Raw genomic sequence first — 17,899 nt, 5'->3', positions numbered from 1 at the left:
GCGGCATGCCTCTTTCCCGCACCGACGCTGCAGCAAGCCTGTCTTCCTGGCTGGAGAACCAGCGCTCCGTTTTCGTGCTTACGGGCGCCGGCGTCAGCACCAACTCGGGCATCCCCGACTATCGCGGCGCAGACGGCCAGTGGAAGGGCCGCTCTCCGATCACCTATCAGGACTTCGTTGGCGATCACGCCATGCGTGCACGGTACTGGGCGCGTAGTTTTGTGGGCTGGCCGGCGGTTGCCCGGGCGCGGCCCAACCGAGCGCATGCGGCGCTGGCGACCTTGGAATCGCGCGGCGTCATCTCCACCCTGGTCACCCAGAACGTGGACGGCCTGCACGCGCGCGCCGGTCACCGCAACGTGGTCGACCTGCACGGCCGGCTCGCCGTAGTCGCCTGCCTGCAGTGCGATCGACGGATGGACCGGGCGCTTGTCCAGCAGGATCTGAAAGCCCGCTACCCGCACTGGAGCCAGCACACCGCAGCCACTGCACCGGACGGCGACGCCGATCTGGAAGGCGTGGACCTCAGCGAATTCGAGCCGCCTGCCTGCCCGCATTGCGGCGGCATGCTCAAGCCTGACGTCGTATTTTTCGGTGAAAATGTTCCCCGGCAGCGGCTTGCGCGCGCCCTGGAAGCCCTCGAGCAGTCTGACGCAGTGCTCGTGGTCGGATCATCGCTGATGGTCTATTCGGGCTTCAGATTCGCGCGTATGGCTCACGAACGCGGATTGCCCTTGGCAATCCTTACCCGCGGGGTCACCCGCGCCGATGAATTGGCCACCTTGAAGCTGGACGCGGACTCGGAAAGCGCACTGGCCGATGCCATCGGCTGACGGCCCAGCCGGCCAGATCAGCTGCGTAAAGTTCTGGGGTGCGCGCCGGCGAACGTTGGCGCCACAGACCCGTGATGAACGATCCAAAAGAGTTGTCAGGTCGTCTGATGGATCGCAACGCAGATCAGCAGGGCCAATAAACGAGACGGCGGAACTGCAGTGTCCGGATTCCCTGCGTGGTGTCGTGCATTTGGTTGTGAGGAGATTGAACTCTTCACCGCCGAATCACTCAAGGAAAGAAAGAAATGATCCGAATTACGAACCGCTCGTCTCCAAACTTCATTACCACTGACGCACGATTTAACCGGGCACCGCTCGCCGCTGCACTGCTCCTTCTCATGAGCGTACCGCTGTCTGCCGTCGCCGCTGACCGGCCCTGCGTAAACGCGGACGGGACGCCGACGTTGCCCTCGCCCGGCACCAATCTGGGGAATGAGGGCGGTGTAGACAACAGCACCTGTTCATCCGGAGCCAACGCATTTGGCTCGGATAACATCGCCAACTGGGTCGCGAACGCCTTCGGCCGGCGGAATACTGCCAGCGGAGGGAACAGTAACGCGTTCGGCACCAACAACGTAAGCAGTGGCGAGCGCGGCAGCGCGTATGGATGGGGGAACACAGCAAGCGGCGAGTTCAGCAGTGCAATGGGCTATTTCAACCAGTCTTCAGGGCTCTACTCGACCGCCATGGGAAGCTACTCGCGCGCCAGTGCGATGGGAAGCATCGCCTTCGGCGTTTTGCTCGACCGCGATGGCGATGGGATTCACAACCACACCCCGCTCGATTACACCACCTCATCGGGATATTATTCGGTCGCAATCGGGGGCGGCGCGCAAGCGAGCGCTGACCTCGCCACCGGCGTCGGGCCCGGCAGCATCGCGAGCGGCGACAGCAGTGTCGCCGTGGGAGGTTACTATGACCTCAATGGGAACGGCGTGGTCGATTCAAGCGATATGACGCTGGCCAGCGGAGTAGCCAGCTCCGCATTTGGACCTGCAACACAGGCCACAGGTGACTTCAGCACCGCGCTGGGCTACATAAACAGCGCATCGGGCGAATACAGCAGTTCGGTTGGTACTGAGAACCAGGCGAGCGGGGATAACAGTAGCGCGTTTGGATATGAGAACCGCGCGACCGGAGGGTCCAGCAGCGCGTTCGGCCATCGTACCCACGCATCTGGCCAAGCCAGTAGCGCCCTTGGCTATGCAAATACTGCGTCCGGCAGAGTCAGCAGCGCAATAGGCTCTTTCAACCAGTCGTCGGGAGCAGAAAGCAACGCTTTCGGCCTCGACAACGTCGCGAGCAACAACCACACCAGCGCATTTGGCTATTCCACCACAGCCTCTGGCCAAAGATCCGTCGCGTTTGGCTACAAGAGCGTTGCAAGTGGGCCTGACAGCGTCGCCGTGGGCGGATGGCTGGATGACAACGGTGATGATGTGGCCGACCCCAATGAGGTCACCCTCGCAAGCGGCGCCAACGCCAATGCGTTCGGCAATGGCGCGCAGGCGAAGGGTGACCACAGCAGCGCGATTGGCACGGGAACCCTGGCCAGCGGCAATGCCAGTGCAGCGTTCGGTCCGAAAGCGATCGCCAGCGGCGGCCTCAGCGCCGCAATCGGCCCGGCGTCCACCGCCAGCGCTCTGCAAAGTTCCGCATTTGGCTCCGCCGCCCAGGCCAGCGCCGCTGGCAGCAGTGCGATCGGCAGCTCGGCGCGCGCCAGCGTCGCTGAAAGCGTCGCGCTGGGGTCGAACTCCGTGGCCGATCGGGTGAACACGGTGTCAGTCGGCAGCCTCGGCAGCGAGCGCCAGATCGTCAACGTCGCCGACGCGACCGCCGATACCGACGCCGTCAACCTGCGCCAGATGCAGGCGGCGTTGGGCGGCGTGGGCGGGATCACCATGGCCCAGGTCCAGTCCGTCGCGGACGCAGGCGATGCGGTGACCCTGTTGGATGCGAACGCGTACACCGATGCGCAGATCATTGCCGCCGGGAGCATCACCCCGGCACAGGTGCAGGCGATCGCCGATGCCGGCGACGCGCAGACGCTGACTGACGCGAATGCCTACACCGACGCCAGTTCGACGCAGACGCTCTCGGATGCGAACGCCTATACCGATTCGCAGATCATCGCCGCGGGCAGCATCACGCCCGGGCAGGTCCAGACGATTGCGGATGCCGGGGATGCACAGACCCTTGCTGACGCAAACGCCTACTCGGATGCTGGCGACACGCAGACCCTTGCCAGTGCGAACGCCTACTCCGATGCAGGCGACGCCCGCACCCTGACCGACGCCCGGGCCTACACGACCAGCACCGCTACGCAGACACTGCAGACGGCCAACACCTACGCAGACACCGGCGACGCCGCCACGCTGCGGTCTGCGAACGCGTACACGGATCAGCAGGTGGCCCGCTTCAACTACGGGCTGGATGAGTTCCGCACGGAAATGGACGATCGCTTCCACACGCTGGACCGCCGTATCGATCGCATGGGCGCCACCAGCGCCGCCTACGCCGGGCTCGCGGCCAACACGGCAGGACTGGGCGGCGCCAACAACATCGGCGTGGGCATCGGGTCCCAGGGTGGCCAGCAGGCTTTGGCTATCGGCTATCGCCGCGCCATCGGCGCTCGCGCGAGCGTGTCGCTGGGCGGCGCCATTGCCGGCGGTGAGAGCAGCGTGTCCGCAGGTGCCGGCTTCAGCTGGTAAGCCTCAACCCAGGCACGCGCCAGGCGCCCCGCATCCAACCCAGGTTGGTGCGGGGCGTTTTTGCCTATGGTCCGAGCAGGCGCGAAAGGCAGCGCGCCCGGCACCCGATCGAGGACGTTACCTGCACGTTAGACGAACTTGTGCTATGATACGGGGCTCCCCGCCCTAAAGCCTGCCACTGCTTGACTCGATCAACCTGAGCAACGTTGATCCTGGGACGGGGTTCACGGCATCGGCATCACCGCAGTCCGCGGTGGCGCGCCGCTATCTGCCGGCTGTGCCGTCCCGCGTCGGACGGCCCACTTCCAGGAGAAGCAATGTCAAGCACGTCGACCAAGCCCGCCAGCACCACCACCCGCACTCCCAGCCGCGCGGCCAGCGCGCCGCTGCGCCGCCGTTCCACCGGTAGCGCCAAGAACGCCAACAATGGCATCACCAGCGAGAGCATCGCCGCCGATCTCGCTGCGTTTCGCAAGCAGGGTGGCCGCGTCGAGGTGCTCGGCAACACGCCGATCCGGCCCCGTGTCAACGCGACCGCTTTCCGTTCGCGCGGCAACACGGCGCGCAAGGCGGCCACCAAGACCGCCAGCACGGGCACCAAGGGCTGACATCGCCGACACCCTCTTCGTGAACGGACGGCGCGATCGCGTCGTCCGCTCCTAGAAGTTTTCGACCAACAGGCCTTTGGCGCACGCGATCCAGCGCTGGGCCGGATCGTCGACGCGCATGCCGCCAGTGAAGGCCGAAAAAGCGGGCAGCACCATCTGATCCGGCGCAAGCACGAACGCCGGATAGCGCCCTGGCAAGCCCGGCAGCTTCACCACAGGATGAACATGGCCGCACAGCACGTGTCCTTGGCCGTCATCGCCGGTTGCCCGCGTGTGGTGGCGGAACCGGAACGGACCATCGCAGACGTCCTCCGGGAGCAGCTCCACCCCCAGCGCGTCGGGAACCAGTGCGCGATCGTGGTTGCCACCGACTACGCTCACGCCAACAAGCGGATGCCCGGCCAGCAGCGCTCTCCACGCGCTCTCGACGGCCGCACTCCGCCTGCCGTGCAGGAAGTCGCCAAGAACCCACAGCTCCGCGGCGCCAGTCGCGCGTAGCAGCGTGTCCAGCCGCGCCAGGTCATGCGCGGTGCCGCCGGTGGGCACCGGGATCCCCGCCGCCCGCATCACGTCGCCCTTGCCCAGGTGCAGGTCGGCGATCAGCAGGCGCTTGCGTGATGGCCAGAACACCGCGCGGTCCGCGTGGAAGTGCAGCGCTTCGCCCGCTATCTCGCGCTCAAGCATTCCAGGCATGGCGCTGCTCCAGCTGCTGCGCGGCGCGCTTCACACGGGTGCGCCAGTCCTCGGTGCTGAGCTGGCCGCGGATGGCCTCGGCCCATAGCGGGAACCCGAGCGGCGTCAGGCTGCGCGGACGCCGCAATGCCAGCGGGCGTTCACCGCATCGGGTCAGGACAGCCTTAAGGTGCTGGACGTCGAGTTGCGCCTCCATCACCTCGCGCTCAGCCTGGGCCAGCAGCACGTGGCCCGGATCATGCTGGCGCAAGACGTCAAACAGCAGGCTGCTTGAGGCCTGCAGTTGCCGCAGCGACCGGGCCGCACGCCCCGGCAGGGACGGCGGCAGCAGGCCCGCCACCCGGGCAATCTCGCGGAATTGCCGACGCGCCAGTTCCGCAATATTGAGGCTCGCCAGCAGATCATCCAGCAAGCCCTCCGGCGTCAGCAGGCGCTGCATGAGCGGCGCGTCCGGCCACGCCTCGGACTGTGCAGTCAGCACCAGCCCATAGTCGTTTACCGCCCAGCTGAAGGTGTTCGGGGTTTCGCGCCCCCAGCGCAGCGCCAGCAATGCGGCCAATCCCTCGTGTACGCCGCGTCCGGCGAACGGATAGACGAACAGGTGCCAGCCCTGGCGTGTCTTGATCGACTCGACCAGCAGGCTGTCGGGCCCCGGCAACTGCGAAAGCCGGGACTGCAGGTCGAGCAGTGGTTGCAGCGCGCGCATCTCCGGGCTTTCGGCCGGCTCGTGCAGGATGGCCTCGACCTCGGCACCCAACTCGCTGGACAGCGGCATGCTCCCACCCTGCCAGCGCGGCACCCTGCCCTCACCGGCCTTGGCGATGCGCACAAACGCGGTCATGTCGCGCAGCTGGACCAGCTCCAGTGTCTTGCCGGCGAACTGGAAGCGCTCGCGCGGGCGCAGCCGGCTGATGAACGCCTCCTCCACCGAGCCGAGCCAGCCGCCTTTCATGTAACGCACCTGCACGCTGCCGTCGCTGGTGATGGTGCCGATCGACAGCCGGTGCCGGAACGCCACGCGGCGGTCGTGGACGCGATAGCAGCCGTCATCGTCGCGGATGACGCGGCGGTAGTCGGGGTAGCTTTCCAACGCGCTGCCGCCGCGGACGATGAAGTCGAGCACCGCGGTCCACGCTTGCTCGCGCAATGCCGCGAATGCGTGGGTGCCGCGGACCTCTTCCAGCAATTGCCCAGGTTCGAAGCCGCCGCCCAGCGCGAGGGTGACGCAGTGCTGCGCGAGCACGTCCAGCGACAGCCGCAAGGGGGGCCGCGACTCGACCCGCCCGTGGGCGAGCGCCACGCGGGCGGCGGCGTACTCCGCCAGCTCCAGCGCATGCGTCGGCACGCAGATCACCTTCCCCGCCTCGCCGGGACGATGGCGCGCGCGCCCGCCGCGTTGCCACAACCTGGCCATCCCCTTCGGGCTTCCGACCTGCAGCACCTGATCGACCGCGGGAAAATCCACGCCCAGGTCGAGGCTTGAGGTCGCAACCACGCAGCGGACGGTGCCATCACGCAGGCCGGCCTCGGCGGCCTTGCGTAGCGAGGCGTCAAGCGATCCATGGTGCAGCGCGAGGGTGGTCGGGTCGTCCAGCCAGACCGATTGCAGCGCCCGGTGCCACAGCTCCGCCTGCGAGCGGGTGTTGGTGAACAACAGGCTGGACCGCGCCTTCTGCAGCACCGCGGCGACGCGCGCCAGCTGCGACAGGCCAAGATGCCCGGCCCAGGGAAAGCGCTCGCCTTCGTTGGGCAGCAGGGTCTGCAAGGTCATCCGCCGGCGGCGCGCAGACTGCAGGATCGGCGCGTCGGGCCGATGCGGCAGCAGCACATCGCGCGCCTCCTCCAGATTGCCCAGAGTGGCCGACAGACCCCAGACGGGCGCGGCCGGCACGATGCCGCGCAGCCGCGCGAGACACAACTGCAACAGCACCCCGCGTTTGTTGCCCAACAGCTCATGCCATTCATCGACCACCACCCCGCGTACGCCGGCGAGCAGTTGCGCGGCGTCGGGGTAGGACAGCATCAGTGCGAACGACTCGGGCGTGGTGACCAGCACGTCCGACAGGCCTTTGCGGGCGAGGCGCTTGTCGCGTGCGCTGGCGTCGCCGGTGCGCATCGCGACCGTCCAGGGAACACCGAGGGCAGCGATCGGTTCCTGCATCGAGCGCACGGTATCGGCGGCCAGCGCGCGCAACGGGGTGATCCACAGCAGGCGCAGGCGCGGCGCGGCAGCGACACCGCGCCTCGCTTTCGCCGGCGCATCGCCCAGCGCCAGTGCCTGCAGCAGCGGGCCGCCCAGAGCGGCGAGCGTCTTGCCACTCCCGGTCGGCGTCACCAGCAGGCCGGACTCGCCGGCCAGGTAGCGTCGCCAGGCCTCGCGCTGGAAAGGTGCTGGACGCCATCCGCGCGCTGCAAACCAGTCGGTCAGCGCTGCGTCACTGGCTCGCCGCCGGGGGCGGACGGGCGCGTCGCTCACCGCGCCAGTGCCCGCAAGGTGTCGACCTGGTCGGCCTCGGCAGCAGGCTTGTCGGACCGCCATCGAACGATGCGCGGGAAGCGCACCGCGATCCCGGACTTGTGCCGCGTCGACACATCCACGCCCTCGAAGGCGATCTCGAACACCTGCTCGGCCGGTACCGAGCGCACCGGGCCGAACCGCTGCAGCGTGTTGCCGCGGATCCACCGGTCCAGCTGCAGGATCTCCTTGTCCGTCAGTCCAGAATACGCCTTGGCAACCGGAACCAGCGTGTCGCCGTCCCACAGGGCGAAGGTGTAGTCGGTGTACAAGGTGCTGCGCCGGCCTGATCCGGACTGCGCGTAGACCAGCACCGCATCCACGGAGAGCGGATCCACCTTCCACTTCCACCAGTCGCCGCGCTTGCGGCCGTGGCGATAGGGCGAACTGCGGCGCTTCAGCATCAGCCCTTCGACGCCGAGCTTGCGAGACTGCTCGCGCAGCGCGGCAGCGTGCTCCCAATCGGCAGCCTCAACCGCGGAGGAAAGCTGCAACACCGGGTGGTCGACCGCATCAATGAGCTCTTCAAGCAGGGCTCGCCGCTCGTCCAGCGGACGCTCGCGCAGGTCTTCGCCGTCCAGCTCGAGCAGGTCGTAGGCCGTCACCCGGACCGGGGTCGTGGCAAGCACCTTCGGTCCCGGCTTGAGGCGCTGGATCCGGGTCTGCAGGGCGGAGAACGGGAGTGGCATGTCCTCGCCGGGTCGCCAGGCCAGCAGCTCCGCATCGATGACCGCATCGCGAGGCAGTTCGGCCGCGGCGGCTTCGATTTCCGGGAAGCGACCGTCCATGCGCTCCTCACCGCGCGACCACAGCGCGATGTCGGGGCCGCGACGGATCAGCTGCAGGCGGATGCCGTCCCACTTCCACTCCAGAAGCCAGTCCTCGACGGCGCCCAGATCCTCGGCGGGCCCCTCCAGCGGCGAGGCCAGGAAGAACGGATACGGCAGCGCAGCGTCGCCGGGCTGGACTTCGTCGGAGAGCAGCTTTTCGAGGAAGTCCGCCGATGGCGTCCACCGCCCGAGCATGCGCTGCGCGATCCGCGCCACATCCAGCCCGGAGGACTCCGCCAGCGCCTTCTGCACCAGTCCGGCAGAGACGCCTACCCGCAAGGCGCCGGTCAGCAGCTTGTTGAACGCCAGACGTTCGCGGAAACACAGGCTGCGCCACGCATCCACCACCACCTCGCGGCGCGTTTCCGGGTCGCCATTGGCCACCGGCACCAGGCGCTGCTCGATCCATTCGGCCAGCCCGATATCGGCACCGGGCTGCGCGGGGTCGTCGAGCAGGAGGGCCAGCGTTTCCGCCAGGTCTCCAACGGCGTGGTGGCTGGCCTCGACCAGCCAGTCGGGATTGCCGCTTTCCTCGGCGACCCACGCACGCAGCTCGCCGGTGGTGGCGATACGGGCACGGGTACCGCCGATTTTGCCTCCAGCCAGCAGCCACAGCGCCCACGCGGCGTCGTGCGGCGGCGCAGCGCGGAAGTAATCCGCCAGCGCGACCCGCTTGTCGGTGGTGCCGGTGGTCCGGTCGAGGCGCTCGTACAGCGCTGCAAAACGCCGCATCAGTCCTCCTCGCCGTAGGCAGTCTGGAAGCCGCCGGCGTCGATGCCGGACTCACGCAGCACGCGCACCAAGGCATCGGTATCACCGTGCGTCGCGATCACGCGGCGTGCGCCGGTCTCGCGCACGGTACGCAGCAGGGACGGCCAATCGGCGTGGTCGGAAAGCACGAAGCCGCGGTCGTAGTTGCGTCGGCGCCGGTTGCCACGGATCCGCATCCAGCCCGACGCGAATCCCTGCTGCGCGCGGCGGAAGCGCCGGGTCCACGCACTTCCTGCCGCCGACGGCGGAGCGATGATCAGCTCACCGGCGAAGTCGGTCCCGCGCGCCTCGTCGGCGACTTTCCTGGTGTCCAGCATCGGCACGCCCGCCGCGCGGTAGACCTGCACGCCCGCATCGATGGCGCCGTGCAGCCATGCGGGCCGGTCGGTGTGGGCCATCAGCTCGGCCAACACCCGCTGCGCCTTGCCCAGCGCATAGCAATAGAGGATCGCAACCTCGCCGTTGGCGGCGCACTCCTCGCGCCACGCGACAATGTCGCGCGCCACATCCGACGCTGGTGGCCAGCGGAACACCGGCAGCCCGAACGTGGATTCGGTGACAAAGACATCGCAGGGCACCACCTCGAACGGCAGGCAGGTCGGATCCGGATCGCGCTTGAAATCGCCCGACAGCACCCAGGTCTGTCCGTCCGCCTCGATACGGACCTGGGTCGAGCCGAGCACGTGCCCCGCCGGGTGGAAGGACAGCGTGGCGCCGCCCAGTTGGAAGCGCTCGCCATGCGCGTGGACGTGGTACTCCTGCTCGCCAAGCCGCCACTGCAGGATTGGCAGGCCGGCATCGACGACGTGGTAGCTGCCCATGCCGGCGCGGGCGTGATCGCCGTGCCCGTGCGTGATCACCGCGCGGGGCACGGGGCGCCACGGATCGATATGGAAATCCCCGGACGGGCAGTACAGCCCGTCGGGCGTATTGACCACCAGTTCGGACGCGCTTGCCAGAAACCACCCCGCTCCACGATGCCCTCGGGCAGAGGACCCAGTGGAGCAGTGGGGGCGTCATCGCGATGTCATCGGATGCAGCAGAGCGCGGGGACCCGACGTCCCGCGTTGACCTCAGGCTTGCTGGGCCAGCGCGTAATCAATGGCAGCACGAACCGCGGCGACCTGGGCACCGTTGCACTGCTGCGGCGTCGCCCGCGGGCTGTCGGGATACACCTCGGTGGTGGTGCGATAGCGCGCGTTGCTGACACCCGCGCACAGGCCCAGCGACTTGACCGGATAGTTGATCACTCCTGGAGCCACCATCTTCGTGCCAATGATCTCGCCACTCGCATCGGCCGGGGCGATATGGGTGACCTCGGCCACCGCGTCGATGATGGCCTGCTGGAACCCGGGTTGGGGATCCTCGCTGTCGCCGACCAGGTAAAAGCCGTCGGGAATCTCGCCAGGCTCGGAGGACTTGCCGTCGCGCGCCGCCAACGCGGGCCGGAATTCCGACTCGTCGGTGTCCGTGGTTTCGTGCAGGTCGACGTGCACGAGCAGCTTGTCACGCAGGGGTGCGACAAGTTCCATCACCGCCGCCGACTCGCCCGACGCACTGTCTTTGACGAACGAGCGATTGGGATCCACCGCATCCACGTTCCAGCGCTGGATCCGCTCGTAGGCCCACGGACTCACGCAGGGTGCCACCAGCAGGTTTACGCGGCCCGCGTACTCAGCGGCATGGCGATCGAGAAACTGCAACGCGCCGTGGACCCCGCTGGTCTCGTAGCCGTGCACGCCGCCGGTCAACAGCACGCTGGGGAGTTGATCGTCCCAGTTGCGGCTGCGGACCGCGTAGAGCGGAAACGCGTCCGACCCGTAATCCAGTTGGCCGTACTCCTCAACGTCGAAACGCTCCCGGAGCCGGTCGATTTTGCGGACCACGTCGTCCGCATAGCTGCGCTGGACCTGCTGCTGCGAGCGCCATTTCGCGACCTCGCCCGGTCCCCAGGGCGTTCCCGGCGTGCCGATCGGATAGAACGAATCTTTGTTCATGGGGTGCATTCTCCTGACCTTGAAACGCGGCCACTCTACACCCCGCTGGATCGTGGCATTCAGGTCCCGTTTGCACGGCCCAATGCATGCGCACGCGTGAAAAAAACAGATATGCCCCTGCCCAACACAACGGAGCGTGCCGGTTTTGCGCTAAGCGTTACCGATCCTCTCGCCATCAGGCCCGGTCACGCGACCGGCCTTGTCGACGAACCACGCGCGCGCCAGCGGGTAGTCCGCGAGCAGCGGCACGCGGCTTGCCGGCGGCACGATGGACAGCGTCGTGGAAAGCCCGTCGGCCAGCGTCGCGCGCGGCGCGACCACGGAAACCGACCCGTAATGGTTGGCGCTGCGACCGCTACGGGGATCCATCAGGTGATGGATCAGTGGATCGCTGCCGAAGCGCGTGCCGTATCCGCCGGACGTCGCCAACGCGGGGCTCTGTCCCTGATCGCTGCCCAGCGACAGTTCGAACAAGGTGCGATCCGGCTTGCTCGGGTCGGAAACCGCAGCCCGCCACGGCTTTCCATCCGGACCCCGTCCCAGCGCACGCCCTTCGCCGAGGTCGATCAACACGTTGCCGAAGCCACTGGCGTGCAACAGGTCGGCAACCCGGTCGGTGACGAAACCCTGCGCCACGCCGTTGAGGGTGATCGCGGCGTCCGGCCGGCCCAGACGGATGCGGCGCGTGTCCACCTCCACGTCGGCGAAACCGATGCGCTGGCGCGCTTGCGCAATCGCGCTCGCGGACGGGCCGGCGGACGATGCACCCGGCTTTGCGAAGTGTTGAAAATAAAGGCTGAGCAGCGGTTGGACAGTTGGGTCGAACGCGCCCTTGCTCGCCTGCGCCAGAGACAGGCTGAAGGAGAGAAGCTCGACCAGTTCGGATGGCGGCTCCGCGAGCACGCCCGTCGAATTGAGACGTGACAGGGCGGAATCGGGTCGGTACAGGCTGAAAACCGATTCGAGCCGGTCAATCTCGGCCACGCAGCGCGCGATCATTGACTGCGCGTACGAGCGGTCGGGATGGACCAGCGTCATGGACGCCAGCGCGCCCATCGCGGAGCCTTTCCAGACGACCGGGGCCGGTGATACGGGCGTCGCGGCGAGTGCCAGCCGCACGGGCATGGAGCCCATGACCGCGCACGAGGCGGCGATCGAAAGAAAACGTCGGCGGTTCACCATGATGGAGTCCTCAGTGGTCAGGATGCTGGACGTGCCCGTGGGCGTCCGCAGCGTCGTGGCCGTCAGCAGGCCGATCCGGATCGGCCGGGTCAGCGTCTGCCGCGCCCATGCCGGGCATCGGGGACGAGAGATCCACGGGCCCCAGTACGTAAGCATCGGGGATGTCGTCAAGCCGGGCGATGGTACCGCCGTGCTTGACACGAAAGGTTTCGGCCGCGGATTCAATCGCGAACGGGACCGCTTCATTGGCACCCATGCCGCCGCGCATGGAACTGTCGATGACGAACCACGCAGAGTGCGCGTCGACCCAGGTGCCCGCCTCCGGCTGCTCCCAGTGCTGTGCCTTCCCCATGTCGTTGACGTAGACCGCAACGACATCCTTGGCCTCCTCGGGCAGGCGCAGGAACGCGATGGTGTCGCGTACCGATGAGAACCAGAGCGGCTCATCGCGGCTGGCAAGGTGGATCTGGCCTTTGGGTCCCTCGTGGTCGGCCAGCAGCATGCCGCAATAGTGCCCGGTCGCCTCATCGGACACCTCGGCGGGCGCAGGCGGTGGCGCGTCCAGCGCCTCCTTCCCACAGCCGGCCAGCATCAGGATCGCGAGGCCAATACCGGCCAAGGTTGCGCGACCTGTCTTCATACCGATTTCCTCCGGAAGGCCAGCACGGCCAACACCAACGGCGCGACAACCCACGCGGCGAGCACCGCGAACAGAACCGCCGGTGACAGCGTGGCCGCGCTTCCTGGACCGGCCAAGCCACTATAGATGGCAACGCTGTCGCTCGCGGTCATGTTGAAAATCCTGTACACATCCGCCGGATTGAGCAGCAGCACGAGATCCAGGGTGTTTTGGGTCACGTTCCTGCCCTGGTCGGCGACAAGGATGCCCAGCAGCGCCGTGTCGTACAGCAGCACGAAAAACAGCCATATCCCCACTGCCAACCCGGCGGCGGTGGCGCGTTCGCGAACGATGGCACTCGCCAGGACACCCATCGACACAAACGCGGCGCCGAGCATGATCGAGGTGAGGACCATGGCTCCAAAGGCGCCCCAAGCGGGTGCGCCGATTTCGGTTTTCAGGGACAGCGCGCCGGCGGCCACCCCGTAGCCGAGCAGTGTCGCGATGCCGAGGATGCAGATCTGGCCCAGGGCCTTGCCGAGGATCACCTCCCACCGCGAAACGGGATAGGACAGCAGCAGCATCAGCGTCCCACGCTCCTGCTCACCGACGATGGCGTCGAAGGACAGCAGCAGCGCGATCAGCGGCACCAGGAAGATCGTCAGGCTCGCCAGGCTGACCACGACCACCGCCAGCGGGTCGGCCTTGACCACGCCGGTTGGCGCGCTGCCCAGCAGCACCAGCGACAGGGCCAGCGCAGCCAGCAGCAGCGTGGTGGCCACCACCCAGCGGTTGCGGAACCCCGCCCGTATTTCCTGCATTGCAAGCTTGAAGACGTTCATGCCGCGCTTGCCTCCCGCTGGACGAGCCGCCGATACAGATCCTCAAGCCCCGGGGTCACTGTCTGGATATCCTCCACCGCATCGCCCATCCCCGCCAGCGCGCGCAGCGCGGCCATCTTGTTCTCGGCCGGCACCCGCAGGATGAGGAGTTCTTCAGCGCGCTCCTCGCACTCGATTCCCGGTGGAAGTGCAGCGAGCAAGCGTTCGGTGTCGCAGTTGCGTAGCCGCACGCGCAGTCCGACGTGGGGCACCACGCCTTCGCGCAAATCCTCCAGGGTCCCAGCCGCCAGCAGTCTGCCGCGATGCATGACCGCCACGCGGTCCACGCGGTTCTCGACTTCCGCCAGCGCATGGGTGCTGACCAGCACGGTCGCACCGCTGCCTCGGAGCATGTCGATGGTGTTGAAAACGTCAATCCTGGAGGCGGGATCAAGGCCGCTGGTTGGCTCGTCAAACAGCAGCAAGCGCGGCTCGCCGATCAACGCCTGGGCGATACCAAGTCGTTGGCGCATGCCTTTGGAATACGTCGACACGCGGCGACCGGCGGCGTCCGCGATCCCGACCAGCGACAGCAGCTCGCCGTTGCGTTTGGTCGAGTGACCCTTGAGCCCGGCATAGAAGGACATCAGTTCGTTGCCGGTCATGGCGCCATGGAAGGCGACGTTTTCCGGTAGGAACCCGAGTGCCCGCCGCGCATCCGCTCCGTGCGCACCCGCCGGGTCAATACCCGACACGCGCACAGCCCCCTCCTCGGGGCGGATAAGCCCAAGCAGCAGCTTGATCAGCGTGGTCTTGCCCGCGCCGTTGTGGCCTACCAGCGCGGTCGCCTCGCCAGGATGCAATGCCAGGGTCACGTCCTGCACCGCCAGCACGTTGCCATAGCGCTTGGTCACGCCATCCCACTGTGCGATCGCGCTCATAGTGCGTCCGGCCGGGTCATCTGCGGCGGGCGCATCAGCGGTGCGCTGTCCACGACACCTCCGGGATAAAGCGCCGGGAAACGCGCCTGCGCCCAGCGCACCATCTGCACGGCCGGGCTGCTGACCAACACCTTGGCTTGGGGCAGCGTCCACAGGATCTCGTCCATCACGTCATTGGGCCGATACGGTCGATCGGCAATGCCGTCGCCGTCCAGGTCATAGGCGGGATTGTCGCTCCAGTAGTTGCCGCGACCTTCCGAAGCCCAGTCCACGTAGCGCGTTCCCACGTACTTGACCTGCATCCGGTTGGCGACGAACGCATTGCCGGTCATGACGTTGCCCTCGGAGCCGGCAGTGAAGTGGATGCCGATGGGGCATCCTTCAAACCAGTTCTCGACGATCCGGTTGACGTTCGCATTGTAGACAAAGGCGCATTTCTCCCCGCCGCCCCGGACGGTATTGCCGACCACCTGCGAGGCGTTGGTTGAATTCAGCATGAGACCGTGGTCGCGGTCGTTGTCGGAGACGTTGTTGCGGATCTCCAGGCGCTCGGAATACATGATCGCCCAGGCCACATGGTTGCCCCGCGAGCGGTTGCCGACGATCCGGCTGTCGTGGGTGTACATGTAGTGGATCGCGAAGCGCAGATCCGAAAACGTATTGTTTTCAAAGGTGTTGTGCTTGCTGACCTTGACGAAAATGCCGTCGCGGCCATGGCTGATGGTGTTGCCAATCACCTTGGCATCCGGCGCGTTCCAGATCGACACGCCGTTGCCCGCTTCGGCCAGGCGAAGGTCTTTCCGACCCGTAATGACGTTGTCCTCCACGATCGAACCAGCAGCCCCGTGCAGATAGACGCCGAACAGGTTGTCGACCAGATGGTTGCCGCGGATGTCGGCGCGCGGCGCGCTCTCCTGGACAAGGATCGCCGAATCCATGGCTGGCACGTCCAGCCCGGAGCCGGTGATCTCCATCCCGCGGATCTCGACCTCCGGCGCCGTGACTGTCACCACGCTGCCTTTACCCGGCCCCGTGAGAACGGCTCCGGGCTCGCCAACCAGTGACAGCTTCCGGTCGATGAGCAGTGGCCCGTCGTAGCGTCCCGCCTCCAACCGAATGGTATCGCCCGGGGACGCAGCATCGATGACCGTCTGCAGCGACGCCCCGGACTGGACCAGCACCTCCGCCGCGCAGGCCGAAGGCGCCGACACCAGCGAGGCGGCAGCGAGGACCAGGCACGCCAAAACGTGCGAGGTCCCCCTGGCGCTTGCCGCTCGCCACCATCCGGCCGGGCGAGGCGGCCCAGATACACCCACCAGGCCACGCCCGCTCGTCAATGGACTAGGCCTCGACCAGCATCCGGCCCTTCATTTCCATATGCAGGGCATGGCAGAACCACTGGCAGTAGTACCAGTACACGCCGGGGCGATCAGCGGTGAAGGTGACCGACGCGGTTGCCTGCGGCGCGACTTCCATGGCCACGCCGTAGTTGACCACCGTGAAGCCGTGGGTCAGATCCTCGACCGTGTCCTTGTTGGTCACGTAAACCGTGACCTCATCGCCGCGCTTGACCTTGAAATCGGTGAGGCTGAAGGTCGGCGCGACCGAGGTCATGTAGACGCGGACCTTGTTGCCGTCACGGATCACGTCGGCGGCTGCATCCAGGTCGACACCGTCGGCTTCGGCCTGCTTGCGCGCGTCTTCCCACGTCACGTCGCCACGGTCCCAGACGTTGATCGGGTTGATCTTGGAGCGGTGGATGATCTCCAAGTCGTGCGGTTCGGCGAACGACGGGCCATCGTGTACCAGAATCATCTCGTCACCGGAGATGTCGATCAGCTGGTCATTTTCGGGCTTCAGCGGTCCGACGTTGAGGAACCGGTCCTTGGAGAACTTGTTCAAGGACATCAGCCACTTGCCGTCGGCTTCCTTGCTCTCGCCCATCGAGGTGTGGTTGTGGCCCGGCTGGTAGTGCACGTCGAGCTTCTGGATGATCGGCTCGACATCCTCGCCATTGAACTTGGCAACGGCCTTGGCGATGTCCCACTTCACGATCTGGCTGTCGATGAACAGCGTGGTGTACGCATTGCCACGGCCATCAAATGCCGTGTGCAGCGGCCCCAGACCCAGCTCCGGTTCGGCGACAACCGCGTCGCGCGGCTTGATCTTGTCGGCAAACACGTCCGGGAACTTGCGCACGTCGAACACGGTGCAGGTCGGCGAAAGCTTTCCGTTGACCACCACGTGGACACCGTCGGGAGCGGTGTTGATGCCGTGCGGGCTGTTGGGGACCGGGATGTAACGGGTGAACGGTGAATTGGCTTCCTTGCGGCCGTCCAGTACCGGTACACCGCTGATCATCTCGGCCTTGCCGTCCTTGACCGCGGCCTCGATCGCCTTGAGGTCGAAAACCGTTACCCAGTCCTGCTCCGCTGCGGTCATCTCGGCGAGGGTCACGCCCTCCTCGGAGTTGTAGCAGGTGGAGAATGCGTACAGACCCTGGTAATCGCAGTCCACGTTGTCCAGGTTGCCGCTGACGATGATCTGCCAGGCCACCTCCATCGTATCGCCGTCAACCGCGGTGAAGATGCAGCGGTACTCGGACGGATCGTCCAGGTTCATGCCGTTGTTGGGGATCGGCACCGCGTCCTCACCGTTGCAGAAGACGTATCCCGTCTTGGGGTACTTCTGCAGGCGCAGGCCGTGCACGGTGTGCTGGTTGGGCAGCTCGATGATCTTGTCGCACTTCATGACATCGCAGCGGATGCGCGCGACTCGGGTGTTGGCCTTGTCGTTCATGAACAGGTAACGGCCGTCGTGCGCGCCATCGGTGAACGACAGGTGCGGGTGATGCAGGTCACCGTTGATATAGGTGCCGCCGCGGCTTTCCAGATACTTCTTCGTCTCGGGTGTGAGCCCCTCTGTGAGGATCTTGAGGCTTTCGTTGGTCTGTCCCCAGCCCGTTGCGCTGCAGCGGTTGAACACCGGAACGCGCATCAGCACGCGCATCGACGGTATGCCCATGATGCGCATCTCCCCGCTCTGTCCGCCGGAGAGGAATCCGTAGTACTCGTCCAGCTCGCCCGGCGCGATGTGCGTCTTGGCGAAGGCATCCGAAGTTGCGTTCTTGCCCGCAGGCGGCGAACCGGCGGGAACCGCGCCCCCAGCGGCTGGGGTCGCGGTCCTGTCACCACAGCCGGACAGGAATCCGGTCGCCGCAACGCCGGCGGTCAGCGCCATGACGCCGCCCGTCAGTACGGCCCTTCGGCCGGAATCCGGCATGCCGGCCTTGTCGGCTGCCTCGACCATCGGTTTGTTCTTTTCGTCAGTCACGTTCGTTCTCTCCATTTGAAGCGGAATACGGGGGATGGTGTTGGC

At 66.6% G+C, this 17,899-nt stretch carries 14 protein-coding genes; 3 read left to right on the top strand and 11 right to left on the bottom strand.

Annotated elements, in window-relative coordinates; all coding sequences use genetic code 11:
* Nucleotides 1-5: 5 nt before the first annotated feature.
* From INQ42_RS05755 to INQ42_RS05745, 3 genes are all read left to right on the top strand, one after another.
* A complete protein-coding gene (locus INQ42_RS05755; protein WP_194035532.1) occupies nt 6-833 on the top strand; it encodes an NAD-dependent protein deacetylase in 828 nt (275 codons plus the stop codon).
* 245 nt (nt 834-1,078) lie between these two features.
* Complete coding sequence (locus INQ42_RS05750; RefSeq protein ID WP_194037405.1) at nt 1,079-3,544, top strand: YadA-like family protein; 2,466 nt, start codon at nt 1,079-1,081, stop codon at nt 3,542-3,544.
* Between the two features lie 317 nt (nt 3,545-3,861).
* Complete coding sequence (locus INQ42_RS05745; RefSeq protein WP_228062633.1) at nt 3,862-4,152, top strand: hypothetical protein; 291 nt, start codon at nt 3,862-3,864, stop codon at nt 4,150-4,152.
* 51 nt (nt 4,153-4,203) lie between these two features.
* Here the strand turns inward: INQ42_RS05745 and pdeM are convergent, their stop codons facing one another.
* The 11 genes from pdeM to nosZ all read right to left on the bottom strand — a co-directional run bounded on the left by pdeM (nt 4,204) and on the right by nosZ (nt 17,854).
* Nucleotides 4,204-4,845, bottom strand: coding sequence for a ligase-associated DNA damage response endonuclease PdeM (gene pdeM, locus INQ42_RS05740; RefSeq protein ID WP_194035530.1), 642 nt, complete (start codon nt 4,843-4,845; stop codon nt 4,204-4,206).
* Nucleotides 4,829-7,321: a ligase-associated DNA damage response DEXH box helicase gene (locus INQ42_RS05735; RefSeq protein WP_228064454.1), complete on the bottom strand. Its 2,493-nt coding sequence runs from the start codon at nt 7,319-7,321 to the stop codon at nt 4,829-4,831. The genes pdeM and INQ42_RS05735 overlap by 17 nt, the downstream gene beginning before the upstream one ends.
* Nucleotides 7,318-8,922 carry an ATP-dependent DNA ligase gene (locus tag INQ42_RS05730; protein ID WP_194035528.1) on the bottom strand — a complete coding sequence of 535 codons (1,605 nt, stop codon included), beginning with the start codon at nt 8,920-8,922 and terminating at the stop codon, nt 7,318-7,320. Before INQ42_RS05730 ends, INQ42_RS05735 begins: the two co-directional genes overlap by 4 nt.
* Complete coding sequence (locus INQ42_RS05725) at nt 8,922-9,920, bottom strand: ligase-associated DNA damage response exonuclease (RefSeq protein WP_194035777.1); 999 nt, start codon at nt 9,918-9,920, stop codon at nt 8,922-8,924. Before INQ42_RS05725 ends, INQ42_RS05730 begins: the two co-directional genes overlap by 1 nt.
* A 114-nt stretch (nt 9,921-10,034) precedes the next feature.
* The gene (locus INQ42_RS05720) at nt 10,035-10,958 is read right to left on the bottom strand and encodes a M14 family metallopeptidase (RefSeq protein ID WP_194035527.1); all 924 of its coding nucleotides are present in this window, start codon (nt 10,956-10,958) and stop codon (nt 10,035-10,037) included.
* Nucleotides 10,959-11,108: 150 nt separating this feature from the next.
* Nucleotides 11,109-12,014, bottom strand: a complete 906-nt coding sequence (locus tag INQ42_RS05715; protein WP_228064453.1) for an FAD:protein FMN transferase — start codon at nt 12,012-12,014, stop codon at nt 11,109-11,111.
* A 136-nt stretch (nt 12,015-12,150) separates the two neighbouring features.
* Nucleotides 12,151-12,780 carry a nitrous oxide reductase accessory protein NosL gene (locus INQ42_RS05710; protein WP_194035526.1) on the bottom strand — a complete coding sequence of 210 codons (630 nt, stop codon included), beginning with the start codon at nt 12,778-12,780 and terminating at the stop codon, nt 12,151-12,153.
* Nucleotides 12,777-13,601, bottom strand: a complete 825-nt coding sequence (locus tag INQ42_RS05705) for an ABC transporter permease subunit (protein ID WP_194035525.1) — start codon at nt 13,599-13,601, stop codon at nt 12,777-12,779. Before INQ42_RS05705 ends, INQ42_RS05710 begins: the two co-directional genes overlap by 4 nt.
* A complete protein-coding gene (locus INQ42_RS05700) occupies nt 13,598-14,521 on the bottom strand; it encodes an ABC transporter ATP-binding protein (protein ID WP_194035524.1) in 924 nt (307 codons plus the stop codon). The genes INQ42_RS05705 and INQ42_RS05700 overlap by 4 nt, the downstream gene beginning before the upstream one ends.
* The gene (locus INQ42_RS05695; protein WP_194035523.1) at nt 14,518-15,765 is read right to left on the bottom strand and encodes a nitrous oxide reductase family maturation protein NosD; all 1,248 of its coding nucleotides are present in this window, start codon (nt 15,763-15,765) and stop codon (nt 14,518-14,520) included. The genes INQ42_RS05700 and INQ42_RS05695 overlap by 4 nt, the downstream gene beginning before the upstream one ends.
* Nucleotides 15,766-15,862: 97 nt before the next feature.
* Nucleotides 15,863-17,854 (bottom strand): TAT-dependent nitrous-oxide reductase, encoded by a 1,992-nt coding sequence (nosZ, locus tag INQ42_RS05690; protein ID WP_228064452.1) that lies wholly within the window; start codon nt 17,852-17,854, stop codon nt 15,863-15,865.
* Nucleotides 17,855-17,899: the final 45 nt, after the last annotated feature.

This window comes from Lysobacter avium, assembly GCF_015209745.1.
Lineage (GTDB): Bacteria > Pseudomonadota > Gammaproteobacteria > Xanthomonadales > Xanthomonadaceae > Novilysobacter > Novilysobacter avium.
The sequence above is the reverse complement of the archived record's forward strand: the minus strand, read 5'-3'. Positions and strand labels throughout refer to the sequence as shown.